Raw genomic sequence first — 25,079 nt, 5'->3', positions numbered from 1 at the left:
CCTCGATTAAAATGGACTTTCAATATCGCTCATACCAACATACACGGACTTAGTCTGAGTATATTGATCTAGCGTCTCGATACCATTTTCGCGGCCAATGCCCGACTGCTTATAGCCTCCAACGGGCATTTCGGCTGGTGAGTTGCCATAACTATTGATCCAACAAATGCCAGCCTCTAGCTGGTGGATGACACGGTGTGCACGTTGAATATCCTTACTAAACACACCCGCAGCCAAACCTAAGTGGGTGTTGTTTGCACGTTGAATGACTTCTTCCTCATCATCAAATACCAATATCGACATCACTGGACCAAAGATCTCTTCTTTGACTATGGTCATATCATCATGACAGTCGATAAACACGGTCGGTGCGACAAAGTAGCCGTTTGGTGCCGTTTCAGGACTAAGTGCCTCACCACCGGTCAGTACGGTTGCGCCTTCAGCTTTGCCTTTTGCAATGTAATCCATCACCAGTGTGTGATGCTGCTTTGAGATTAGAGCGCCAAGATTTACGTTTGGATCGAGCGGATCGCCCGCGATGATATTTTGTTCGGTACGCTGCTTTAACTCAGCTAAAAAGGCGTCGTAAACCTTACGCTGAACAAATACGCGTGTGCAGTTGGTACACACTTCACCTTGGGTGTAGAAGTTGCCCAACATCGCAGCACTTATCGCTTGAGAGATATCAGCGTCTTCAAAGACGATAAGCGGTGATTTGCCACCGAGCTCCATCGTCACTTCTTTTAAATTGCTTGCCGCACTTTGCATTACTTTTTTGCCAGTACCCACTTCACCGGTGAACGATACTTTTTCAATATCAGGGCTGGTAGTAAGCCATTGGCCCACCTCAGCGGCACCTTGTACCACATTAAATACACCCGCAGGGACACCGGCTTCAATAAAGATTTCGGCCAGCTTAATCGCGCCTAGTGGTGTTTCTTCCGATGGCTTAAAAATGAGGGCGTTACCAGCGGCAAGTGCAGGGCCTGACTTCCAACACGCAATTTGCAGTGGATAATTCCACGCGCCAATGCCTGCACAAATCCCCAAGGGCTCTTTACGAGTATAGAAAAAGTCCCCTCCCACAGGCTGCTGAGTGCCAACTTGAGCGGGAGCCACCCCTGCAAAGTATTCAATCACATCAGCGCCTGTTTGAATGTCTACACATTCCGCCTCTTGCCAAGGTTTTCCGGTATCTAACACTTCAATCTTGGCTAGCTCATCGTTACGCTCGCGCAACAGAGATACCGCTTTATGTAAAACACGACTACGCTCAATTGGCGCCATCGCTGACCATAATGCAAAGCCCGCTTTGGCACTTTCAATCGCAGCTTGCTGAACATGACTGTCAGCAACCTCTACCTCATAGATCACTTCATCAGTTGCTGGATTTTTTACTGCAAACTTTTCACCTGAGTGATTTGCCAAGAACTGGCCATGAATAAAATTTTGATATACAGGGACTGTCACATTATCCTCCAAACTGCTTAATAAGTGATTGAATGTAGCGTTTTGCGAGCGTTTCACTGTGATGAAACGCATGATGGTCAGCTTTGCTTAGCACAGCTCTTAACCAGAGTCCGTCAATCATACCGGCGGCAAGCTCAGCCGCTTCTTTTGCCTGTGCTCGCGACATAAAAGCAGCAAACGAAGTCGCTAAGTTACTCTGCAGGCGGCGACTGTTAACACGCTGTAGTCGGTGAAGCTCGTCATCGTGCATAGACTGCGCCCAGAAACTCAACCAGGTGCGCGTCGTATTTGACTGCTGCTGCACCATGGCAAAGTTAGCTTCTACGATATACATGAGTCGCTGCTCGGCACTACAACCACCAAAGGTTTTGTCCAACAAACTGTATTTCAAGTTGTTTAATAGATAGCGCACGGTTGCTTCAATCAAGCCTTGTTTCCCACCAAAATAGTGACTGATAATCCCCGACGAGAGACCGGCTCTTTTACTGATACTATTAATAGTGGTTGCTTGTAATCCTAACTCGGCAACTGACTCTAAAGTGGCGTCAATTAGCTGCTGACGACGAACAGGTTCCATTCCGACTTTTGGCATAGCTTTTTATTAATTGACCGTTCAATTAAAATAAATCTTAGGGTGATAAAGATGAGACTTCAAGGTTGACTTTTTGTAAAAAGCCAAATTTTTGACGTTTGTACCTAGGTTAATCCCATGATAGCTAAGGGGTTTTAAAGGATTACAAAAAATCTTAAAAAATTTTAAAAAATCTGAGATTTTGCAGGTATTTGCGATAATTTACCGTTTTGATGTGACAATTTGATTAAGTTTGGTTTGGCTAGAAAACAATCATAATTTAAGCAAATGAGGGGGCTTAAGTTAGCACAAAACATCCTTGCTAGTTAGGATTTGAAAGCGGTAACGGTTGGTAACTAGGAAATCTATTTGAGACAGTTGAAATCCCAAAAGAAGCGTTTGACTGATAACTCGCTACTAACAACTCAATCTTAGGTTTAAGCGCTATGATCGCTTCATCAATTTTACCTTTCAGCCTCGTACTAAAAACATTTTTACGCAGCAAAAAATGTACTTGGTTATCATGTACCACATAAGGCCAAGCCTGTGCAGCGTCAAGTCCTCGCTCTTTGATAAAATAGTTCCCCGTGATCATATCATCCACAATAAAATCAACGCGCGCTTTCATTAACATTTCAACCCTCCGCTGCGCACTGGCAATACTCACAAACTGATCTTTATAGCGGGGATCTTGTTTAAGCTTACCAAGCTCCTCTCCATAGTAAGATCCGATGCTCAACCCTATGGTTTTCGATTGTTTTAGTAATGAAGCGAGATCGGCAAGCGCTGTGGGAGGTGATAACGAGAATAATCGCATACGTTCAAAACGGTAGGGCAGAGAAAAATCTCCGTATGCTTCTCTATCTTTAGTGTAGCTAACCATTACCGCAACATCTATCACCCCTTTTGACATTTCTTCGAAAGTGCGAGCGCTGGAAGGGAGGCGAATATAGGTGGTACACACGGCAACATGCTGGAACACCATCTCAGCAATGTCTACGTCTAGGCCCCAAGGTCCAAGCTCATCAAATACAGTTAATGGCGGCCAATCGGCAACAACGCCGATATTCACCGTTTTACTGCATTCGCTTGCACTGGCAGGAGAAAATACCAAACCCCACACCAATATAGCCATGCCAATCAAGTTATTCACTGATATGTACTGCTTAACCATGACACCTCGTGAGCAAGTCTATGACAATCGGCCTTATAACATGACGACTCATTTCATCGTATAGGCACTATCTTTAGTAGTAACAATATACTTTAGTAGTAACAATATATTTACCTAAAGCCTAGATCACAATGCCTAATTATAAAACTATTTAAATCAAAAAGCGCATCTGTGCTCACAGGAACAAAAGAGCGTGACGTAAACCCCCTTTACATCACGCTTGTTTTGGGCACTTTATGGCTGATATTCGAATACTTCTTCAATAGAGACATTAAATACATGCGCTATCTTAAATGCTACTTCGAGCGAAGGTGAGTATTTTGCAGCCTCGATCGCCATAATCGTTTGCCTCGTAACACCCACTCGCTCTGCAAGCTCTTTTTGTGTCATTTCACTGCTCATAAAACGTAGCATTCTGATTTTGTTTTTTATTGGTAAATCAGCCATACACAGCTCCCAAACGAGCTTTGACGAGCTGGGTTCCATAACCGACCAATTCAGCCAGCAAAAATGCAATCACCAAAATATGAAGTGGTGCAAATGGTAGTTCAAAAGGAAGCGCTTGCGACCAATTTTGCGCTTCGGCAGAATACTGGAAAATAGAGATACATACACCAACCTGAAGCACCCAATAGGCAGGTTTACACCCAGATAGCGCAATCAACTTTTCACGCTCATCTAACGGCTTATCCATATCTTTATCGCTAACAAAGCTTAGTAGCAGCTGACCTGCAATAGATGTCACGATAGAAATAACAATCACCTTGAACAACAGTCCTGATACCCAACTCGGATCTTGACGTAACTGCTCTGTAGCCGCTGTTATTTCGCCTAAATAAAAAAACAAGATATAACCTGTTACCAAAAACTCTATCGCAATCGTTAAGTCACGGAAACTCAACGAGTCTAAAAACGCTTTAATCTTATTGTTGCTTTCCATGTTACCCTCACTTTACTCAAGGTTAAATATTCTTTACATTGAAAGCGTAAACTTTGACCAACTTCAAGTCAAATATTTTTTACTTTAAGTCAAGTTTTAATAACTAACCTGAATTCGGGATAAGAAGTTAGTTAAGGTACTAAAATACCTAAGTTCAAAAGCGTAATATCACTCTAGCCAGAAGTTATTTCTTAATACAAGGCAAATTTGTGCGTCAATAGCTGGCCTATTGCAAGCAAATTTAACGCAGTAGTAAGGGATAACAGCTGCTAGAGAACAAGTTGTTATCCCGGGTTCAGGTTAACTAGAAACGTTTTCGAAACTCGTTTGGCGTTAAGCCCATACACTTATTAAACACCTTACGGCAGGCTGTCGTATCCTCGTATCCTACCTGGTGCGCAATCCAATCAAATGGCTTGCTCGTGCTTTCTAATAAATCACACATTTTCTGCACCCGAAACCGTTGCAGATATTGATTTGGATTGAGTTCGAGCACCTTAGCAAACCGTCGCTGTAAGGTTCTTTGCGTAAGTAGAGCGATATCAGCTAGTTCTGTAATTGAAATATTACGACTATAATGGGTGTTAATGTATTGCTGAGCACGCAGCACAGCATCATCGCCATGTTGAAAGTTTGGCTGAAATTGATGATAGTAGCTCTGCTCCCGCTGAGCCGTATCTACGACTAGCGTTTTGCCTAACTTGCGCATGACTAAGTGACCGCTATATTTTTTGACTAGCTCTAATCCAAGATCAAGCCATGACATTACGCCACCAGCCGACATAATATCATTGTGATCGATTAAAATTTTCCGCGTATCGATAGGCTGGTTAGGAAAATGCCGTTTAAATGCCTCAGTTAACCCCCAATGCGTGGTAAGTAAGCGCTGATGACTTAGCCCCGAGGCCGCAAGTATAAAAGCCCCCGCACAGGCAGAGGCGATAACTGCACCTTGTCGGTGTTGCTGAGTTAACCAAGCAAGTAATTGAGGCTCAGGTTTAAGGTAGTAATCAGAATTAACACTCGGCGGCAATAACACAATATTGTAATCCCCCTTTACAGCACAACTGAAGGTAACAACATGTGTTGTAAAGCGGGTATCCTGTGACTCTTCGATACAAATTCTATCTGCTAGAAAAAACAGCTCTTCTAGACCATACACAGCCGACTTCATCGCGTGAGGATAGTGACAAATCGCCACTTTGATTGGTTTCATCTACATTGTCGAATTTGAACTCAAAAATGTCATTTTAGACACTCCAGTCAAAGTTACAACTCCAGCACAATACCTCTGCAAATTAACTAACGAGGTAAAAAAATGAACAACAGCGCACTATTGGTGATCGACATTCAAAATGACTACTTTCCTGGAGGGCTTTTCCCGTTATGGAATACCGAAAATACACTAGCAAACATCAATACAGCTATCAAAAAGGCAGCAGAGCAAAATATGGAAGTCATTTATGTCCAGCACATAGCTAATCCAGAGCAAGGAAAAGCACCATTTTTCAATGCCGACACTTGCGGTGTTGAGCTTCATAATGGCCTACGCCAAGCGCAAAAAAATGGCCACCATATCGTAAAGTCCTACGCCGACAGCTTTGAGCAAACCTCTTTAAACGATTTGCTCCAATCTAAAAGTATCGACACTTTATATATCTGCGGCATGATGACACAAAACTGTGTAACCCATACCGCGCTATCGAAATCGGCGGAGCAATACAATGTCTACATTCTCAGTGATTGCTGCACTACCCTAGATGAAATGATCCACAAAATTGCACTCAACGGTGTTTCAACACGAATTCCGTTAGTCACCTCATCGCAAATGTAGCCTATGCTCGTCGTGATAAATCACGACCTACGAACCCAACATGTAGGTCGAGGTTTACCTCGACACATACCTCAACAAATATTTCGACAAGCATCTTAACGACCCATGATGAAAAAGATCGTCGTGATAAATCACGACCTACAAACCCAACGTAGGTCGAGGTTTACCTCTACACATACCTCAACAAATATTTCGACAAGCATCTTAACGACCCATGATGAAAAAGCTCGTCGTGATAAATCACGACCTACAAATCCAACGTAGGTCGAGGTTTACTTCGACACAAGCATAAAAACCAAAAAGGCTGGATTGACCAGCCTTGATTTGAGTGACATCGAAATGAAAAGGGACTAATTAGCCTGCTGCTTATAGGCTTGTCGATAGGCGTGAAGTAGCGGCTCGGTATAACCATTGGGTTGAACTCGGCCTTCAAATACCAAAGATAACGCCGCTTTATAGGCAAGGTTTTCACTAAGCGGTTTATGGTCATTGAGCATTGGTTGGTAGAGGCTGTCACCTTCGTTTTGACCATCTACCACAGCAGCCATACGTCTAAAGGTTTTTTCTACTTGCTCTTCGCTACAAATACCATGATATAACCAGTTAGCGATATGCTGACTTGAAATCCTAAGCGTTGCTCTGTCTTCCATTAATCCAACGTGATTGATATCAGGCACTTTTGAGCAGCCAACGCCTTGGTCTATCCAGCGCACCACGTAGCCCAAAATACCCTGCGCATTATTGTCTAATTCGGCTTGAATATCCTCCGCAGACAAATCGTTTTCTAACATCAACGGGGGCGTAAGTAAGTTATCGAGCGATGCTTGCTGACGTGTTTTTATCTCAAGTTGGCGTGCAAACACATCCACATAGTGATAGTGCATCGCATGGAGCGTTGCTGCAGTAGGAGAGGGCACCCATGCAGTATTAGCACCAGACTCCGGATGGCCTTGTTTTTGCTCCATCATCAGCGCCATTTTATCTGGCATTGGCCACATTCCTTTGCCTATTTGTGCCTTTTTCCTAAAACCGGTTTTAAGGCCAATATCCACGTTTTGATCTTCATAGGCCGCTATCCAAGACTGTCCTTTAATTGCCACTTTAGGCAATACAGGGCCCGCCAGCATTGAGGTATGAATTTCATCGCCTGTTCTATCCAAAAAGCCGGTATTAATAAATACTACACGCTGCTTAGCGGCAGCAATACACGCTTTTAAATTTACCGAAGTACGACGCTCTTCATCCATAATCCCCATTTTAATGGTATTTTTGGGTAACGAGAGCAGCGCTTCAACTCGACTAAATAGGGTATCAGTGAAAGCGACTTCTTCAGGGCCGTGCATCTTCGGCTTCACGATATTGATACTTGCTGCCGTCGAGTTTTTAAACGGACTATTGCCTTGTAAGTCATGCAGCGCAGCCGTGCTTGTCATGATAGCATCTAAGATCCCTTCGAACTGCTCGTTTCCTTCTGCATCCAGTACCGCAGGTGTTGTCATTAGGTGACCAACATTACGCACAAACATCATAGAGCGACCTTTAAGTGTCATACGCTGGCCTTGTGTATCTACGTAACTTCGGTCGGCATTTAGCGTCCGAGTCAGCGATTGACCTGACTTTGCGAAGGTTTCGCTCAAGCTCCCTTTCATCAAGCCTAACCAATTTTGATATACCAATACTTTGTCTTGTGCATCCACCGCAGCAACCGAGTCTTCACAATCCATGATTGTCGTCAGTGCAGCCTCAAGGACGACATCTTTGATCCCGGCTTTGTCTGCCTGTCCTATCGGATGGTGTGGATCAATTTGGATCTCAATATGCAGATCATGGTGGCGCAGCAATACCACGCTTGGATTTTGTGCCTCCCCCTGATAACCCACTAGCTGATCAGGCTTTTGCAGTGCAACTTGGGTGCTGTCGTTGAGTGTAATCACCAAGTTGCCGTCTAGAATCGCGTAGTTCGTACTTTCTATGTGAGAACCTTCAGCCAACGGCAGTGCTTTATCGAGGAATTGCCTAGCATAAGCCATGACTTTAAACCCACGGTTCGGATTATAGGCTTGAGTACGCTCAGCACCATCCTCTTCGCCAAGGACGTCCGTTCCATAGAGCGCATCATACAAGGAGCCCCAACGCGCATTCGCCGCATTGAGCGCAAATCTTGCGTTACTGACAGGCACCACTAACTGAGGACCGGCTGCGCTCGCAATTTCAGGCTCCACATGCTCGGTTTCGATGGCAAAATCTTCAGGCTCAGGCTGCAAATAACCGATAGATTCAAGAAATGTCCGATATTCTGCAGATTGCCAATCAGGATGAGAGAGGTGGTAATCGTCAATTTGCTGTTGCAGGGTATCGCGTTTGTTTAGTAACGCTTGGTTTTGCTTCCCAAGTTCCGAAAAAATATCCGCTACGCCTTGCCAAAATTGATTGACCGCGATCCCCGTACCGGGAAGTAAAGATTGCTCAACAAACTGCGCCAGTGGAGTCGCAATTTGGAAGCCTGAATGAGTGACATACTTGCTCATGGAGAGTCCTTGATTAACATTTTTTGAACGGGATAGGTCAAACATAAAACAATTTTTGGAAAAACGAACCCCTTTTCCCATTCACAAAAAATATACTCGTAATAATAACTATAAATTTAAAAAATCTAATTTATCGGCCTAGTGTTTAATTAAGCCCGCAGCCAATCACTCTCACACCGGTTGGTTTCGTGTAACAAACAACCAGAATTTAATTTGATTTATAGTACCCGTTCAAAGGAAGCTAATTATGTCTCAGTATCAAACTCAGTTAGATCATTTCTCTAGTCTATGCCAAAGCCAAGGACAAACTTGGCAGTCTATCAGTCCTGAGTATGCCAGCCGTATGCACCTACAAAACCGTTTTAAAACCGGTTTGGACATTGCAAAATACACGGCAAAAGTGATGCGTGAAGATATGGCAGCGTACGACGCAGATAGCAGCCAATACACGCAATCGCTTGGTTGTTGGCACGGTTTTACCGCGCAACAAATGATGATGGCAGTAAAGCGTCACAATAAAACCACAAAACGCTCTTACGTATACCTAAGTGGCTGGATGGTTGCTGCACTGCGCTCAGAGTTTGGCCCACTACCTGACCAAAGTATGCATGAAAAAACAGCGGTTCCAGCTTTGATTGAAGAGATCTACACCTTCCTCAAGCAAGCCGATGCGCGAGAGCTAGATCATCTCTACAAAGATCTTGATGCAGTGAGAGCAAAAGGCCAAGATACGACAGAGATCCTTAGCAAAATCGATAACTTCGAAACCCATGTAGTGCCTATCATTGCTGATATTGATGCCGGTTTTGGTAACGAAGAAGCAACCTACCTATTAGCTAAACAAATGATTGAAGCGGGTGCTTGTGCAATTCAAATCGAAAACCAAGTATCGGACGCAAAACAGTGTGGCCACCAAGCAGGTAAAGTAACGGTTCCTCATGAAGACTTTTTAGCCAAGATTAACGCTGTACGATATGCTTTCCTTGAGCTTGGTGTTGAAGATGGCGTTATCGTCGCCCGCACTGACTCATTGGGTGCAAGTTTGACGCAAAAAGTGCCAGTATCAAAAGCGCCAGGCGACCTTGCGAGCCAATACACTAGCTATTTAGACACCACGCCAGTTACCTCGGCCGCTGACTTACAAGAAGGTGAGATGGCAATTAAATTGAGTGGCGAACTGCAAAAGCCAGTTCGCTTAGACAACGGTTTATACCAGTTCAGAGCAGGCACAGAAAAAGATCGTGTGGTACTAGACTGTGTAACCAGTCTTCAATCAGGCGCAGATCTATTGTGGATTGAAACCGAAAAGCCAAATATCGAGCAAATTGCCGAGCTAGTTAACCGAGTTCGCGAACAAGTGCCTAACGCTAAGCTTGTATACAACAACTCGCCATCGTTCAACTGGACATTAAAATTCCGTGAACAGGTATACCAACAATGGCAGGAGCAAGGTAAAGACTTATCGGCATACCCAAACCCAAGCGCGGATGCAAAAGTATTGATGGCGCCAGAGTTAGACGCAACCGAATTGGCAACCGAAGCCGATCTACTGGTGCAAAACTTCCAGCGTGACTCGGCAAGAGAAGCGGGGATTTTCCACCACCTTATTATACTGCCAACTTACCATACAGCAGCGCTCAGCACGGATATTCTGGCTGAAGGCTATTTTGGTGACGCGGGTATGCTTGCCTATGTACGCGATGTGCAACGACAAGAAATCCGTCGCGAGCAAGCATCAGTTAAACACCAAGACTTGGCGGGCTCTAATATCGGTGACACGCACAAAGAGTATTTCTCTGGTGAGAACGCACTCAAAGCAGGTGGTGAAGCTAACACCATGAACCAGTTCTAAACTCTCGATTTAGATAACGACTTATATAGTTCCTTAATCAGCAAGGGCCGTCAGGCCCTTTTATCTATTGTGGATCAGATTTTTACTAGCCACTGATAACTTAGATCACGTATTTACCAACGTCAGTTGTTCAGATCATATTTTTACTAACCTATACCTATTTGAGATCAGAATTTTATTAACTCAACACCTAACGATCCCAATCTTTACAGTAAAGATCTAAGATCCAGACAAAAAAGAGCGCATTTGTGACTTTTTTCACTTTCACAAACCAAAATTTTACTAACTAAACCAGCGACAGGTCACATTTTTACTAACTTACTTAGTAAAATTTTGTTCTGAGTTTATTTTGACTAAAAATAAGAATATAACTAACCTCAGATTTATAAGCACTTCATTCTGCTGTAAACCCCCTTTACACTTTCCATATTTACCCCACTTTTCCATGTAAAACTATAAAACTGATTACAGTACATCGAAGTTGATACATGACCCCCATTAAGAACTTAATAAAAGCAGTAGCACTGCTTACAGCGATGCATTGCCAGGCCGGGAATACAGTTATCAAGGAAATAGAAGATTTAGAAAAGGCAGGCAAATACACCGAAGCCTTAGTTAAAATTGAAACGGCCAGCGTCAGTGAAGAAGAAGAAACGCGATATCAAGCGATTTATTTGCAGGCCATGATTTATCGAAAGCAAGATTTATATGAGAAATCAATATCTACCCTTAGCTATATCGAAAAGCAGTTTTTCCTTACCGAAGCGCGCAAGTATGAAGTATACAGAGAGATAGGTATTAACTATCGTAACCTAAGCCAGCTTGAGCAGGCCGAGTCTTTTTATTTAAAAGCGCTCACATCAGCCGAAGCAATGAATAAATCAAATTTAGTTGCGCAAACCTATAATAATCTAGGCGTTGTTGCCGACCATAGAAATCTGCTTGCGCAATCTATGCAATACCACTTAAAAGCCTATGAATTACTAAAAGGAACTGATCAGTACGAAAAGCAAGGGGCTAATTTTTATAATCTCGGTGATATTTCTGTGCGTATGGGGGATGAGGAAAATGCTGAGTATTTCTTTCAACAAGCTCTCGTTGCAGATAAAGCTTCAAAAGAATTACGCAACGTCGCAGGCACAGCCCTTCGCTTGGGCGAGCTGAAGTTTAAGAACGGCAAGACGGACGAAGCGTTAGCGCAAACAAAAGAGGCCATTGAATTTCTAAAAGAGCTTAATGCAAGGGTTTCTCTAGCCAGAGCATATCGTACTTCCGCACTGATCCATATAGCTAAGGCTGACTTAGACAGTGCCCTGTCGGATGCACAAGCAGGCATTGAATATGCCACTCAAACCAGTTCAACACTGCAACAATTTTACGCCTACCTGACGGAGTTAGAAGTAAGGCTAAAACGCAAAGAATTAGTCAAAGCAAAAACACTCCTCACTAAACTGGACGCCCTAACCGAAATTGAAACGGCAGAGCTACTGCTCGAAAAATATCATCGCCTTAAAGCAATAACGCTTGCTGCACATCATGAATACGCCCAAGCCTATCAGTTTATGAAGTCGACTTCAGAGCTGCAGACTCGACTTCATGAAGCATTACTAGAAAAACAAGTAAGTACCTATAAAGCCAGTATTGATGCGCTTATTCAATCTCAACAACTGGAGCAGGCCCGCTCAGCACAAGCCATAACCGAGGTTAACTTACAAAATGCTAAGCTATCCACACAAATGTGGGTAACCGCAGCAATCTCGACCTTTTTAGCTGGATTATTTCTAGTCGGATTTTTTGTCGTCAAACATAGAAATGCGGCACTAAAAGCAAAAATGTATCAATTGAACATTGAGCATAAAGATAAAATGCTGGCCGATATTTCCCACGAGTTACGCACGCCACTTAGTGTCTTAAAACTCCATATAGAAGCGATGGAACACAATCTTATTGATGACAGCACAATTGCATATGCCAAGATCAACAACAAGATAAATCAGCTAAATGAATTGATCTCGAACGTATATCAATTGTCTCAAGCAGATCATGACGCACTTGTGATCCATCCTCAGCAGCATGGCGCGAAAACGGTTATCCAAAGCTATGTGTACGATATTGAAAGATTAGTAACAAGCAATAAGTTGCAATTTATCGCCGACATTCACGTCGATGATATGAGTATTTATATTGATAAACCTAAGCTGGATAGGGTTATCGATAATCTAGCTAAGAATGCATGTTTATATACAGATAAACCCGGCAAGGTAAGGTTTAAAGCTGTGGTCAATAAACAAGGACTATTTCTACAAGTCGATGATAGCTCACCAGGCGTATCTGAGACCGAGCAGAACAAACTGTTTGAACGCTTGTACCGTGTCGAGGCATCGAGAAGTCGTGCGACAGGAGGCTCAGGTCTTGGTTTATCTATTTGTAAGAGTTTAATTGAAGCGATGAATGGAAAAATCACAGTGAAGTCAGGGAAGTATGGTGGTTTGTGTATTCAGATAAACTTACCTCACGCGGTAGATGTACCAGCATAAAGTACCCGCATAAAATGCGAGTTGATATTAAGTAAAGTACAAAAGGCCGAGCAGATGCTTGGCCTTTCCTCTTTCTAAGCTTGCTTAGAAACGGTAGCTGATATTGCCATACACAAAACGACCATCGGTGTTATATGCCGAGAACGCAGAGTAAGGAAAGATCTGGTTAAACGTTGTATAACCAATATTACTAACAGTATCTTGTGGATATTGATCAAATAGATTGTTAGCGCCTACAGCAAACTTCCAGTTGTCACCTAGGTTATAAGCCACTTCTAAATCAGTGATCCATTTAGCGTCTAATACTTCATCGCCTTCTACTGCACTCGAAGAGTCCACCGTTTCACCATAGCGTGTGGCACGTAATGTCGTCTGCCAATCGCCAAATTGCCAAATTGCAGCTAGGTTCCATTTGTCTTTTGGTGTCCCATCTTCAAATCGTGCAATTTCACGACGAGCAAAGTACTCATAGCTGTCACCAAGGGCTTCAAGCTCAGCAGGATTTGCTTTTACATGCGTCACTTCAGTGTCATTGATGTTTACCGCAGCACTTAAACGCAGATCACCGTAGTCAGCAAGATCAAAACTGTACGTTGCTACGATATCCACACCTTGGGTACGCGAGTCGATAGCATTAGTGAAGTACCTTACACTTTGCGTATTGAGCTCACCCGCTTGCTGCAAAATATTAATGACTTCAGGACCACCTAAATTCTCAGAAAGTACGATGCGATCGTCGATGTCAATTCGATAGGCATCCACAGTAAATGAGAACGCGTCTAGTGTATAGACAAACCCCGCCGTCATATTGACCGACTCTTCAGGCTCAAGCTCTCGAGCACCTAGCGCTTTTGCAGCTGGCGTATCAACAGGGAAGTGACCTACTTCACTAGGTACGCCATTTTCAAATACCGTAGCAATGGATTTATAGGACGTTTGAGCCAATGAAGGCGCTCTAAAACCTGTACTTACAGCACCACGTAGTGAAAAGTTATCCGACACCACATAGCGCGATGCCAGTTTACTGGTGAAGGTGCTGCCAAAATCACTATAATCTTCAAAACGACCCGCCAAAACGACATTCCAGTCCTGCGTTAAGTAGGTATCAAACTCTGCGAATAAAGCGATATTGTGACGAGATTCATCAACAGCACTTGCTGGTGAGAAACCAGCAAGCACCTGCGCACCACCTGCTGCAACGGGATTGCCTTCTGCATCGAGTACAGTGAGGTAAGACGCTTCTTCACCGACTTCAATTTCATAGGTTTCGCGGCGATATTCTGCACCAATCGTGAAAAATACGTCATCCGGTAAGCCCAAATCTAATGCCGTTTTAGCATCAGCATTCACAAGCCACTGTGAATAGACTAAAGCGCCGTTATTAAACTCAGTCGGACTTGTTACCCCCATCGAAGTATTCAAACTATTTACGACACCCAGAGCGAAGTCATTCACACCATAGTTTGTACTGATATCGTAATCCCACTCACCTTGAGTGCCTTTTACACCAACCGCAAAAGAGTAATCATCTACATCGCTGACGATTTGAGGCAAGAAGCCATCTGGGTATACCGCAGTTAAGTTGCGGCTGTCATTTGCGCGACGATAGAAACCACCGGAGTTACCTTCACGTGTTGAGTAGCTACCAAATGAATAAAGTTCGGTTTCCGCATCTAGGTTGTAACCCGCATTATAAAATAGTGCAAAGTCTTCCACTTCAGCTTTACCAAAACGGTGGTTGTAGCGATCGAATGAAAACTCTCTTGAGTCAAGTTGACCATTTTCATCACGAGCATATTGCTCTCTTGGATCAAAGCCTGAACGATTAGTCGGTTTTTTATCTCTATATTCGGCAGACAGATTAATAAAACCTTCATTACCTAAAGCAAAACCAACGTTGGCACCAATTGTTGTAGTACCGCCATCATTACGCTTGCGGTCATCTCCAAGCACAAAGTCTAAATCGCCCGCAGCGTTTGCACGGGTTTGTAATAAGTCAGGGACACCTGCCATCTGCGTATCGTGCTCACCATAGGTCACACTAATACTGCCGCCTTCTTCGGCATCTTTAAGCACAATATTAATAACGCCAGCAATGGCATCTGAGCCGTATTGAGCAGCAGCGCCATCACGCAGTACTTCTATACGCTTAATCGCGGCAGCTGGGATAGTATTTAAATCAACCGCCGTTGAACCACGACCAACGGTACCATTTAAATTCAATAATGCGCCAGCATGACGACGCTTACCATTAACCAGCACTAAGGTGTGATCCGGTGCTAAACCTCTAAGCACTGCCGGACGGGCGTGATCCGTACCATCCGCCAGCGTTGAATTTGGGAAGTTAAAACTTGGCACGAGCGTAGTTAGTACTTGGCTCAGCTCCAGCTGACCGGTACTTTGCATATCTTCTAAAGAAATCACATCTACCGGCACCGTGCTCTCGGCAATACTACGAAGACTTCTTCGCGTACCAGTGATTTCGATGACTTCAACACTTTCTTTGGCTTCAGTGTTGTTACTTTCTGCTTGCGCATGGATTGAAAAAGTTGAAAGAAGCGCAGCACCGACAGCCAACGAGATTGGCTTGCGAACAGCGTTTTCCAGCTTGTTATTAATAAATTGCATAGTTTGTCCCGTGAATATGTTGAACGCAGAGTCTGTAAAAGACCGATTACTACTTAATTTAGTCAATATGAAGATAAATCAAGACTGAATAAGGTACCCAAGTAAATAACACAAAATGCGGTACGATACCCATTCGACTTATGACCAAAATGTTGGTACTTACTAATTCAATACCAGCCTAAAATTAGGTCACTATCATAAGAAAAGACGCGGATTTTAGAATTATTCTTTCACCGATAATAAAGAATTTTTTGATCTACCTTATACCTCATAAGGGCACTGCTCTGATGTTTTCCCACTCCATCTTTACTCCACATTGAAGCGCTTAAATACCAGCATGCAGAAACGGAGAGTACCAATGACACAACGGACGCTAAAACATGCTGAATGGTTGAAAATTGTTGAATCTAGAGCGAACCAGCAGCAGCTTCAAATAAAGCCAAAAAATAAACTATCACCTGCTGTGATTTGGACTTTTGTACTAGCCACTATTATTTCGCTGGTCAGTGCATGGTCATTTGTTACCGAAACGCCTGAGGCACCCACTCAGCAGCTTAGTAAAGAATCCCAAATGCGTATCAATCGCTACTTTACCAAACAGTATATGGTTGGAAGCTGGCAGTTCTCACACTTAAAAACCAGTAAAGATGACATCAATGTGTTTATCCGTATCCCGACTAAACTTGCATTAACGGGACAGGCACTTAAAGGTTATATCGAGCAGTCACTATGCCCACCGGCCAGTAGTAATGTTTGGCGTGATGTCAGCCAGTTTGCGCTTTATATGCATTTGTACTCGGACACGCCACGCCACAGCGATTATGCCAAGTGCAAGGCACCTTAATCATTTCAGGTTAAATTCTTTTATCTTTCGTTCAAAGGCCCAATGGGCCTTTTTTGTTTTTTTGGATTTCAAGGGTTATTTCGAGCTATCGTGGTTGCCAAGCTGACTTACCGGCTCGAGCTCAAGTTTGGCTTTTTCTTCAAGTTCTTCGGGTAGCTCCTTGACTACGGCAACGCCTAGTTCTTTAAATTCAGAAGCTTGCTTAATTAAGTTGCCTTTACCCATATATAACTGAGAAAACGCTCGCTCGTAGCTCTCTTTTGCTTTATCAAGCTGTTTACCCACCCCTTCCATACTATGTAGGAAGCTATTGAGCTTGTTATAAAACTTCTCAGCTCGAAGCGCCAGCTCTCTGGTATGCTTGCTTTGCTCCTCAAAACGCCATAACTGTTTAACGATATTAAGACTGGTTAAAAGTGTTGTTGGCGTTGCCACCAATACATTGTTTTGTAAAGCCTCCTGATAAAGCGTGGGCTTATGCTTAACCGCCTCAACAAATGCAGATTCCACAGGGATAAACATGATGACCACCTCTGGGGAGTTAAGACCTGGTAAGCGCTCATAAGATTTACTACCCAACTCTTTGATCCGTGCAGTGATGGCTTCAGTGTGTGCCACTATGGCTTGATTCGCTTCACTATCGGTTGTGGCATTAATATACCTTGTATAGGCATTCAATGAGGTTTTAGCGTCAATAACCAGATGACGAGATTGCGGTAAGTAAACCACGACGTCAGGGCGAAACTTGCCTTCGTCGGTATTAAAGTTTACTTCTCGCTGATAGTCGTAACCGGGACGTAGCCCAGCGCTATCAAGCACATTTTCGAGCATGAGTTCGCCCCAGTTACCTTGTGCTTTCTTTTGACCTTGTAACGCAGTGGTCAAACGATCTGCTTGCTCAGTCATGGCTTTATTGTTGGCTTGTAAGTGCAGCAATTCAGTTTTTAATGACGCCCGTTGCTTAAGCTCTTCACTATGAATGGCTTCCATTTTATCTCTAAAGCCCTTTAATTCACCTTGTACAGGCTGCAACAACTGCTGGATTTTTTCTTTACTTTGGTGACTAAAACGCTCGCTTTTCTCATCAAATATTTGATTCGCGAGATTGTGAAACTCTTCTTTCAACTGGACTTTTGCTTGCTCAAGCTGCGCGAGCTGCTGCTCAAAACTTAGTTGCTTTTGCTCCAGCAAGGTTTGCAGATTGGCCATTTCAACTTCTAACTCATGAGCATGCACTTGAATTTCTTCCTTGGCATCGAGCTCTCGCTGCCACAGCTGCTGATATTCAGCGGCTTGCCGTTGACGCTCAGCTAATCTTGCTTGCAATTGCTGCTGTTGGCCATGACTTTGCAGTTGCTGTGCTCTTAATTGCTCAGCGAGTTGCTCGGCTTGGCTTAGTTGCGACCTAAGTGCTTGCTCGGAGGCGAGTTGAGTATTGAGTTGATTTTTGAAAGTGCTGCGTATGACCCAAACAACGGGGAGTAGGGTAGCCGCACCGCCTGCAAATAGCGCAAGACTAAACCATGCAGGCGTATTGGAGAGCATTGACCAAAGCATATTGAGATCTCATCGGTTCTTCTACTTTGATAATACCTTAGATATAAATTTCAATCACTTAGTCATTCAGTGATCTGTTGACCATTGTAGCGATACCCGGCGCCATATACCGACTCTACAATTTTCGGAGATAAATCTAATCCTTTGATTTTCTTTCTGATATTTTTAATGTGGCTGTCGATTACGCGATCCGAAATATCAAAGTTATCCGGTTGAATATAATCAAGAATTTGCTGTCTTGAAAATACACGGTTTGGTGCATCATATAAAAGCGCAAAGACGTCAAACTCAACTTTGGTTAAGCCTAATGTACTGCCATTCAGTTTAACCGTTAATTCTTCGCGATTTACTTCGATAGGCTTTTGATACGCATTGGTGTTCACACAACGACGTAAGATCGCCTTCATGCGCATCACTAATTCAGCGGCGCTAAAAGGTTTACATACATAATCATCTGCGCCGACTTCTAAGCCCTTTAAACGGTCTGCTTCTGCCACTTTGGCAGTCAGCATCACAATAGGTACTTCAGAAAACTCTCGAATTTGACGCATACACTCTACGCCATCTTGGTTCGGCAACATGATATCCATCAAGATTGCATCTGGTTGGTTTGCCTTTACCCAAGGTACAACTTCAGCACCGTCTGTAATATGAAACATTTCAAAACCGGATGCTCTAAAAAACAACAGCACCTGCTCTGCAATATCTTGGTCGTCTTCGACGAGCAAAATTCTTGATGGGGTAGACATAGGATTTATTTACTCTTTGCTTTTAACTTTTTCAATTGTTGTCTAACTTGACGCTTTAACTTGTCTGAAAGCGTGTCATCGAACAGTAACATGGTCAGTATACTAGACAAATCTTCTGAACTCGCAACTTCATTAAGTAGATCATAGTCTGATTCTGATTGTGTCTCAATAAAGTTTAAGTGTGAAATTGTCGCATCGTAGCAAAGCATAACGTTATCCTAATTGGTCTATGGCGTTTCTCCGTTGTAGCTATTAAAGCGCGAGATTATGGAATAAAAATGGAGTGAAAGATGTTTTAGGGTCTGTTGACCTTTGCTGTTTGATTTTTGTTCTTCTGAGTGTGTTTTGGTAGCGACGCTCGACTTGCCGCCTAGTAATCTAGGCAAAAGTTGAGCAACAATGAACAAAGCGCACTCAGGTGAACCCAAAGGGCAGCGCTTGATTGGCATTTTCTCAGTGTTGCCCCACAAGGATGTGGGGTAAGGTGACTTTGCAGGAGCACAAAGTCTTTATCGCCAGACTTACATAGAATGACCATGCTACGCAGGCTCTGCCTTGTATAAATACCTGTCAAACTGCTGCAAAAACAAACTTGAAAGATAAACAGGCCCTAGAGCCAGAAAAAAGAAAAGCCAACTTAATTAAGCTGGCTTATTACAATCAGTAACAAAGGGGGAAAATCAACATATGCCTACTGTTTCAACAATGTCACAACAAGCACTATCATAGACCTTCACCTTTGTTGATTAGTTCCAAATTATTTTTAATTTTTTATCAGCGCTAGCATTTGCGACTCATCAAACTGACCAAGATTGACACCAGACTCAGCAAATAGGGCGTCAACAAGGGCTTGTTTATCGCGCTGCATCTTAAACACTTTCTCTTCGATAGAATTCGCCATAATCAATTTGTACACGAATACCGGCTTATCTTGGCCGATACGATAAGCGCGATCTGTTGCTTGATTTTCTACCGCAGGATTCCACCAAGGATCGAAATGGATAACCGTATCTGCTTGAGTCAAATTCAAACCAGTTCCCCCAGCTTTTAGGCTTATCAAAAAGACATTGCACTTGCCTTGAGTAAACGCCTCAATGGCTTTATCCCGTTGCCTTGTCTGCCCCGTCAGCATAGTGTATTTCAACTGTTGCTGTTGGCACTGCTCAGCAATGAGATCTAACACGCTGGTGAACTGGCTGAAGATAATTATCTTACGGCCCTCGCTGAGTAGCACAGGCAGGTGTTGTGCAAGCCACTCAAATTTAGCGCCATGTTGATCGGTCAGTGATTTATCAACCAATTGTGGGTGACAGCAGATCTGACGTAACTTTAACAAGGCATCGAGGAATGCCAGCTTGCTTCTTTCAACGCCTTGCTCCTGAAATAGATTGAGCAATTTGCTTTCTACTTGGTGCTGAACACCTTGATATAATTTATGTTGCTCATCAGAGAACTCTAACTCTTTGATGAGTTCTGTCTTATTGGGTAGCTCTTTCACTACCTCAGCTTTTGTACGACGAAGAATAAATGGCGCGATCAGCGATCTAAGCTCTCGGGCTCTTGGGCGATCTTGTTCTTTTTCAATTGGGATCTGGAAGTGTTGCTTAAACTGCTGCTTAGTGCCCAGCACATCAGGCATGACAAAATCGAGCAGCGATTTAAGCTCGAGTAAATTGTTCTCTACCGGAGTGCCACTTAAACAAAGTTTGAAACGCGCGGATAGGCTCTTTACGCATTTAGATATTTGTGCGCTTTCGTTTTTAATATATTGTGCTTCATCCAACACAATTGAATCAAAATCAAGCCCTTTATAATACGCCACATCGCGCTTAAGTAGCGGATACGTCGTTAGAATAAATCGTGCACCTGACAAGTTAGTAAGTGCATCCTCTCTATTAGATCCATGAATAATAGTGAGAGGTAGATGCGGTGCGAAACGTTTAAATTCGTCACGCCAGTTTCCCACTAAACTCGTCGGACAGACAATTAAACTTGGTTGTGTCACTAGCGTATTGTGCTGAGAAATAAAGTAAGCAATAACCTGAAGCGTTTTTCCAAGGCCCATATCATCTGCCAGAATGCCACCTAACTGATGACGATTAAGGAACTTAAGCCAGTTAACACCTTGTACTTGATAATCTCGTAGGGTGAAGCTTTGTCCTTCGCTGGCTGGGATCACGTCAAGATTTTCTATCGGTTTATCTAGCTCAGCGAGATACTCAAGTAGCTTTTGATCGTCTGAGTCGGCATGAATATGAGTCAGTTCAAACAGCTTTTTGGCATACGACAACGGAAATTTAAATTGTGAGCTCGAAAGGTAATAACTAAAACGAGACTTCAGCTCCAGCAATTCATCAAATATGGATTTGCTAATGGCATAGAACTGCTCGCCGATTTCGACGTAGCGATATTCATGGGCGAGGTTGTTAAGCTCATGAACCGGATGCTTATCCCAGTTGAGCGTAACGGGCTTGTCATCTAACATCACCTTTCCGAGCACATGATGTTGTTTATCTCGTTTAAGGCTTAACAGCACTTTTGGTGTAACAACAAGGCCATTGCTTGGCAGCTCGTCAACAATCCAACGTTTACCCTGTAAAAGCGGCCTGATCTCCCTGTTAAACCAATGGACTTCAACGCCATCCTCAGTTGGTAATAAAAACTCGTCGCCCTCGTGGACAAAGCCCAGACCTGTGAGTACCTGCTCCAGCCTTGCTAACTGCTTTTTCGTCGCGCCTTTTCCAAGCGGCTCAATTGCAAAACGAATTTTATTAGGCCTATCTAGTTTTATAAGCTTAGCAACATTAGATTGCTTACTCGCTAACTGCGAAAACCCAGCAGGAGGCGCAATGACATCATCCGTAAAGATATCTTGGAAACGTGCCATTACCTGCTCTAGCTTTTCAGCCGTGATGGTAGGCATAGTATGAAGGTGAGCGATTTCCTGCGCGGTAAGCTCTGACTCAATTCGGCCGACGACCAAGTTTTCAGTATCTAGATACACCGGAGGTTCGGTTTTAATCAAGCGCCAGTGTTCAACATTCGCCAGACGGCTTTTAAGTTGGTATTCATTGCCTTCTTGATGCCAGTAAAAATCTAGCGTTTGCTTGTGCCCAAGCTCCAAAGGTTGGCGCTGGTTACGATAAAAACAGCGATGGGTATGTATAAGTTGTGTGAGTGCATTAAAGCCCCAGGCGCCAAATAGCTCAAAATGACCCGGTGTATTTTGCGAGCGGATCCAGCTAAATAAGCGAAAATCGTTTTCTAATAAACCAGCAGGAGCGACCTGACTATTGAGCTGCTGCTCGGTTAACACTCGACCTAAGGGGTAAACACCATCGGGCCGATTTGGCGATACCTTAGGGCTTACAAGGACTTCGTTTGCTCGAGGCTCTAACACGAAGAGTAAGACGTTTTCCGCGTCTGCTTTATCGACTTGCTGCAACTGCCCGAGCTCATTAAACCAGTCATTAACCAAATAAGCCTCACCAAAGCCGCCAGAATGTTCGATTTTAAGTTTGAGCAATACCGCGGCAATGTGCCGACATTTAGGGTTATTTGAACAAGAGCAGTTTGCTTCGACCGAAACGGTACCCTGTGATTGGTTTATTTTGATGTGCTGAGTGAAGGTATTGCCGTAATTTCCCAATACCTGCGCGTCGATTTGCGCAAAGTTTTCGCTATGTTGAAGATAGCAGACTTGTTCGTCTTTCAAATACTCCTTAGCTTTCGCAAGTAAAGCTGAATTGAAGTACTGACGAAGAAAACGTTCAGACAAAGGAAATTGATTAGCCTGCTCCTGTTTGATTTCTTCAAATAAGGCGAAAAGTTGCTCTTTAGATAACTGCGAAGACATTAAGTGCACGTCAAAATTAAAATAAAAAGCCAGTATATGAAATTAGTGATTTGAGCTAAAGAGAGAAATGCGAGAAATTCGCTAAAAAAGGACTGGTTGGAGGTCAACTGACTAGAAAAAGCGCCGAGTTGCCTGATAATTCAACCAACGCGGCAATTTTTGAACGAACCTTAGTTATAACTGCTAAGTAATTTTTGCAATTGTTCCAAACGCTTATCAGTCAATACTCGATTATCTATTTTCACGGTGACATCACCGCTTTTAAGATTTCTTTGTACTCGAATGTAGTCGTTCTCTAGCATGGACTCCACGCGTGAATCGCTACTTCCTAAAGTAGTCAAGAATTTAGTGATCTGAACAGCACGTTTCTCATCTGACATCTCTTCAGTCATAAAATCTTGCGCTTTAAGTGCAGCAATTTGCTCTGAAAACTGCTCTGGTTGTTCTTGTTTCGCAGTGATGAGCTTTTTAGCCGCTTCACGGCCTAAATGATTCGCCGTTGGATATAACTGTAATACTTCGACCGGAATGCTTTCATAAGCTTTCAATGCGTCTGCGATAGCTGTGTGAGAAACACCTTCCACGGCAGCGATTTCTCGATACGATCCTTTTTGGCCTTGTTCGATCAAATTATGCTTAGTATCAAAATAGGCTTTACCCAATTCCCAAAGGCTCGGGGCGATGTATTGATCGGAAGATACCGCTAATGTTTTTGCATCTTCGTCACTAAAGTCTTTCGAGCTCAACACTACATAATCAGCTTCGGCCAGCAAACAGGCTTTACGGCGTCTTGAGCCCGATAAAACGTGAAGTTTGCCATTATGTTGCCAACATAGGGCGGGGTGGAGATTACGTTTATCTTTTTTAATGGCAGGTAATATATCTGCGACCGCTTTTTCGCTTAATAAGGATTGCTCACGGCGATTCTGCCCATAAACTGTGGTTTTACTCTCAATTTCGCTAAACGGCACTACTTCACAGGTCAGTACTATGGTTTTTGTCGGATCGCTTGGCGCAGGCATAGTAACCACATCGCCTACTTTAGCCTGATCTAAAAGATCGTCGAGGCTACTGCCTTCAACCGCAGTAGCAAAAGGATCAATTCGTGTATCATTTTTACGTTTTCTAGCCATTATTAATACCTTTTTATTCTGCTAGCGAGGATTGTGTTGAAGGCCAATTTGAACGGATCAGCATCTCTAATTCATCAACCACGTCTTTGATATTTTCTTGCGCTTTTAGCAATGCTTCACGACTTGCTAAACTATCTGAAGTCTTTTGGTCAAAAATAGTGTTAAACGATGAAGAGCTCGCAGTAATTGCTGAGCTGTGATTGATTGGATAGCTCATTACTTGACGACCAAAAGCACTACGTACATCTTTAACGATATCGCGCTGAGAATGGTTGCCTTTAACATAGTTAGTGACCAAGAATTGCATAAAGTCCCAGCCTTCGTGACCAAGAGCTGCAACGGTATGGTATATCTCACCAAGACGCTTCAGGTATTTATTATTAGCGTCGAAGTCTACGGCTTCTGGGTGTACAGGTATTAACATAGCCGTAGACGCCATCAATGCGTTATAGAACATAAAATTAAGTGAAGGTGCGGTATCTACTAGGATAATATCAAACTCGTCTTGTACGGGCTCTATAACCTTTTCTTTAAGCTTATGATAATGACGTGTCTTTTCGTAGCTTGAACTTTCTTTTAACTCTGTTGCTGTTTCGTGTTCAAAGTAAAAGTCATCCATACCAGAAGGTAATACGCGAATATTTGGAATGTGGGTTTCTTGGAATGAATTAGAGACCAGATCCATCCACGTTTCACCTTCATCTAATTCAATGCAATCTCTCATTAAATCGCCAACTGTGATCGGCTCATGATCATTAGATGGAAAAAAGCTTGATGATGATCCCTGTGGATCAAGATCAATGATCCCGATGCGATAGCGCTTAATATTGGTTGTAGCTAGTGCAGCTGCAATATTCACCAAACTTGTTGTTTTACCACAACCGCCTTTCAAACTATTAATCACGATGACTTGTAATTTATCGCTAGACTTTCGTTGATCCGCATTTACACCAAGAACATCTGCCATCGCAAAAATATTTGCTAATGTGTATGCATAATGACCGTTTGCGCCTTTCTTTATATTGATGGTATCAAAGTCACCTTGGTCATGACGTCTTTTGAGTGTTCTATTATTTACACCAAGTAGATCTGCGGCAGCTTTTTGCGTGTAAGTTCTAAGCTCTTTTTCTTCAGTTTTAAGATGAGCTCTATAATGTTGAATACGACCAGCAAGTGATTGTTCTGCTACTTCTGCTGTAGCTTTTAAGAGCCGGTACGTTGATAGCGCATTGTTATTTATAGACATACACATTATCCTTTATTTGATAACGATTATTATAATGTCCATATATTTTGCTGTAAACACAAAAAAACAAAGACATTTGTAATTTTGATTTACATCTAAGTATAAATAAGAAAGTTTAGATATGGTTAAATATATAGGTATTAAAGGCTAAGGCTCCGAA

The 25,079-nt window shown here is 43.0% G+C and carries 18 protein-coding genes; 4 read left to right on the top strand and 14 right to left on the bottom strand.

Translation table 11 applies throughout. The features are described from left to right. Positions 1–6 precede the first annotated feature (6 nt). From betB to PPIS_RS19520, 6 genes are all read right to left on the bottom strand, one after another. On the bottom strand, positions 7–1,470 hold the full coding sequence (gene betB, locus PPIS_RS19545) for a betaine-aldehyde dehydrogenase (RefSeq protein WP_010376179.1): 1,464 nt from the start codon (positions 1,468–1,470) through the stop codon (positions 7–9). 1 nt (position 1,471) lies between these two features. After that, on the bottom strand, positions 1,472–2,062 hold the full coding sequence (betI, locus tag PPIS_RS19540; protein WP_017216888.1) for a transcriptional regulator BetI: 591 nt from the start codon (positions 2,060–2,062) through the stop codon (positions 1,472–1,474). Between the two features lie 301 nt (positions 2,063–2,363). Continuing rightward, on the bottom strand, positions 2,364–3,215 hold the full coding sequence (locus PPIS_RS19535; RefSeq protein WP_010376183.1) for a substrate-binding periplasmic protein: 852 nt from the start codon (positions 3,213–3,215) through the stop codon (positions 2,364–2,366). Between the two features lie 234 nt (positions 3,216–3,449). Then, a complete protein-coding gene (locus PPIS_RS19530; protein ID WP_010376185.1) occupies positions 3,450–3,662 on the bottom strand; it encodes a helix-turn-helix transcriptional regulator in 213 nt (70 codons plus the stop codon). After that, positions 3,655–4,155: a hypothetical protein gene (locus PPIS_RS19525; RefSeq protein ID WP_010376186.1), complete on the bottom strand. Its 501-nt coding sequence runs from the start codon at positions 4,153–4,155 to the stop codon at positions 3,655–3,657. The genes PPIS_RS19530 and PPIS_RS19525 overlap by 8 nt, the downstream gene beginning before the upstream one ends. Before the next feature lie 304 nt (positions 4,156–4,459). After that, complete coding sequence (locus tag PPIS_RS19520; protein WP_010376188.1) at positions 4,460–5,371, bottom strand: GlxA family transcriptional regulator; 912 nt, start codon at positions 5,369–5,371, stop codon at positions 4,460–4,462. A 102-nt stretch (positions 5,372–5,473) separates the two neighbouring features. Between PPIS_RS19520 and PPIS_RS19515 the strand changes: the two genes are divergently transcribed. Then, entirely contained in the window at positions 5,474–5,989 is a 516-nt protein-coding gene (locus PPIS_RS19515) for a cysteine hydrolase family protein (RefSeq protein ID WP_010376190.1), read from the top strand. 350 nt (positions 5,990–6,339) lie between these two features. Here the strand turns inward: PPIS_RS19515 and PPIS_RS19510 are convergent, their stop codons facing one another. Further along, complete coding sequence (locus PPIS_RS19510; RefSeq protein WP_010376192.1) at positions 6,340–8,517, bottom strand: malate synthase G; 2,178 nt, start codon at positions 8,515–8,517, stop codon at positions 6,340–6,342. 247 nt (positions 8,518–8,764) lie between these two features. On the opposite strand from PPIS_RS19510, the gene PPIS_RS19505 reads away from it, so the two are divergent. After that, entirely contained in the window at positions 8,765–10,369 is a 1,605-nt protein-coding gene (locus tag PPIS_RS19505; RefSeq protein WP_010376194.1) for an isocitrate lyase, read from the top strand. A gap of 488 nt (positions 10,370–10,857) precedes the next feature. After that, positions 10,858–12,906: an ATP-binding protein gene (locus PPIS_RS19500; RefSeq protein WP_010376196.1), complete on the top strand. Its 2,049-nt coding sequence runs from the start codon at positions 10,858–10,860 to the stop codon at positions 12,904–12,906. 84 nt (positions 12,907–12,990) lie between these two features. Here PPIS_RS19500 and PPIS_RS19495 read toward each other — a convergent pair whose 3' ends face one another. Beyond that, positions 12,991–15,534 (bottom strand): TonB-dependent receptor plug domain-containing protein, encoded by a 2,544-nt coding sequence (locus PPIS_RS19495; RefSeq protein WP_010376198.1) that lies wholly within the window; start codon positions 15,532–15,534, stop codon positions 12,991–12,993. A gap of 358 nt (positions 15,535–15,892) precedes the next feature. Here PPIS_RS19495 and PPIS_RS19490 point away from each other — a divergent pair, with 358 nt between their 5' ends. Then, positions 15,893–16,378 carry a hypothetical protein gene (locus PPIS_RS19490; RefSeq protein WP_010376200.1) on the top strand — a complete coding sequence of 162 codons (486 nt, stop codon included), beginning with the start codon at positions 15,893–15,895 and terminating at the stop codon, positions 16,376–16,378. 75 nt (positions 16,379–16,453) lie between these two features. On the opposite strand, the gene PPIS_RS19485 is transcribed toward PPIS_RS19490, so the two are convergent. From PPIS_RS19485 to PPIS_RS19455, 6 genes are all read right to left on the bottom strand, one after another. Beyond that, positions 16,454–17,935: a DNA recombination protein RmuC gene (locus PPIS_RS19485; RefSeq protein WP_010376201.1), complete on the bottom strand. Its 1,482-nt coding sequence runs from the start codon at positions 17,933–17,935 to the stop codon at positions 16,454–16,456. Between the two features lie 62 nt (positions 17,936–17,997). Then, positions 17,998–18,684 (bottom strand): response regulator, encoded by a 687-nt coding sequence (locus PPIS_RS19480; RefSeq protein ID WP_010376202.1) that lies wholly within the window; start codon positions 18,682–18,684, stop codon positions 17,998–18,000. 5 nt (positions 18,685–18,689) lie between these two features. Next, positions 18,690–18,893 carry a hypothetical protein gene (locus PPIS_RS19475; RefSeq protein WP_010376203.1) on the bottom strand — a complete coding sequence of 68 codons (204 nt, stop codon included), beginning with the start codon at positions 18,891–18,893 and terminating at the stop codon, positions 18,690–18,692. Between the two features lie 554 nt (positions 18,894–19,447). Beyond that, positions 19,448–22,540, bottom strand: coding sequence for a DEAD/DEAH box helicase (locus tag PPIS_RS19465; RefSeq protein ID WP_010376205.1), 3,093 nt, complete (start codon positions 22,538–22,540; stop codon positions 19,448–19,450). Positions 22,541–22,710: 170 nt separating this feature from the next. Further along, positions 22,711–23,673: a ParB N-terminal domain-containing protein gene (locus tag PPIS_RS19460; protein WP_010376206.1), complete on the bottom strand. Its 963-nt coding sequence runs from the start codon at positions 23,671–23,673 to the stop codon at positions 22,711–22,713. A gap of 13 nt (positions 23,674–23,686) precedes the next feature. Beyond that, positions 23,687–24,919: an AAA family ATPase gene (locus PPIS_RS19455; protein ID WP_010376208.1), complete on the bottom strand. Its 1,233-nt coding sequence runs from the start codon at positions 24,917–24,919 to the stop codon at positions 23,687–23,689. Positions 24,920–25,079: the final 160 nt, after the last annotated feature.

Origin of the sequence: Pseudoalteromonas piscicida (assembly GCF_000238315.3) — a bacterium.
GTDB classification, from domain to species: Bacteria; Pseudomonadota; Gammaproteobacteria; order Enterobacterales; family Alteromonadaceae; genus Pseudoalteromonas; species Pseudoalteromonas piscicida.
The sequence above is the reverse complement of the archived record's forward strand: the minus strand, read 5'-3'. Positions and strand labels throughout refer to the sequence as shown.

Bases quoted from the DNA above. Each gene is read 5' to 3' on its own strand.
- betI (WP_017216888.1), bottom strand. From the start codon at position 2,062: ATGCCAAAAGTCGGAATGGAACCTGTTCGTCGTCAGCAGCTAATTGAC.
- PPIS_RS19535 (WP_010376183.1), bottom strand. From the start codon at position 3,215: ATGGTTAAGCAGTACATATCAGTGAATAACTTGATTGGCATGGCTATA.
- PPIS_RS19530 (WP_010376185.1), bottom strand. From the start codon at position 3,662: ATGGCTGATTTACCAATAAAAAACAAAATCAGAATGCTACGTTTTATG.
- PPIS_RS19525 (WP_010376186.1), bottom strand. From the start codon at position 4,155: ATGGAAAGCAACAATAAGATTAAAGCGTTTTTAGACTCGTTGAGTTTC.
- PPIS_RS19520 (WP_010376188.1), bottom strand. From the start codon at position 5,371: ATGAAACCAATCAAAGTGGCGATTTGTCACTATCCTCACGCGATGAAG.
- PPIS_RS19515 (WP_010376190.1), top strand. From the start codon at position 5,474: ATGAACAACAGCGCACTATTGGTGATCGACATTCAAAATGACTACTTT.
- PPIS_RS19510 (WP_010376192.1), bottom strand. From the start codon at position 8,517: ATGAGCAAGTATGTCACTCATTCAGGCTTCCAAATTGCGACTCCACTG.
- PPIS_RS19505 (WP_010376194.1), top strand. From the start codon at position 8,765: ATGTCTCAGTATCAAACTCAGTTAGATCATTTCTCTAGTCTATGCCAA.
- PPIS_RS19500 (WP_010376196.1), top strand. From the start codon at position 10,858: ATGACCCCCATTAAGAACTTAATAAAAGCAGTAGCACTGCTTACAGCG.
- PPIS_RS19495 (WP_010376198.1), bottom strand. From the start codon at position 15,534: ATGCAATTTATTAATAACAAGCTGGAAAACGCTGTTCGCAAGCCAATC.
- PPIS_RS19490 (WP_010376200.1), top strand. From the start codon at position 15,893: ATGACACAACGGACGCTAAAACATGCTGAATGGTTGAAAATTGTTGAA.
- PPIS_RS19485 (WP_010376201.1), bottom strand. From the start codon at position 17,935: ATGCTTTGGTCAATGCTCTCCAATACGCCTGCATGGTTTAGTCTTGCG.
- PPIS_RS19480 (WP_010376202.1), bottom strand. From the start codon at position 18,684: ATGTCTACCCCATCAAGAATTTTGCTCGTCGAAGACGACCAAGATATT.
- PPIS_RS19475 (WP_010376203.1), bottom strand. From the start codon at position 18,893: ATGCTTTGCTACGATGCGACAATTTCACACTTAAACTTTATTGAGACA.
- PPIS_RS19465 (WP_010376205.1), bottom strand. From the start codon at position 22,540: ATGTCTTCGCAGTTATCTAAAGAGCAACTTTTCGCCTTATTTGAAGAA.
- PPIS_RS19460 (WP_010376206.1), bottom strand. From the start codon at position 23,673: ATGGCTAGAAAACGTAAAAATGATACACGAATTGATCCTTTTGCTACT.
- PPIS_RS19455 (WP_010376208.1), bottom strand. From the start codon at position 24,919: ATGTCTATAAATAACAATGCGCTATCAACGTACCGGCTCTTAAAAGCT.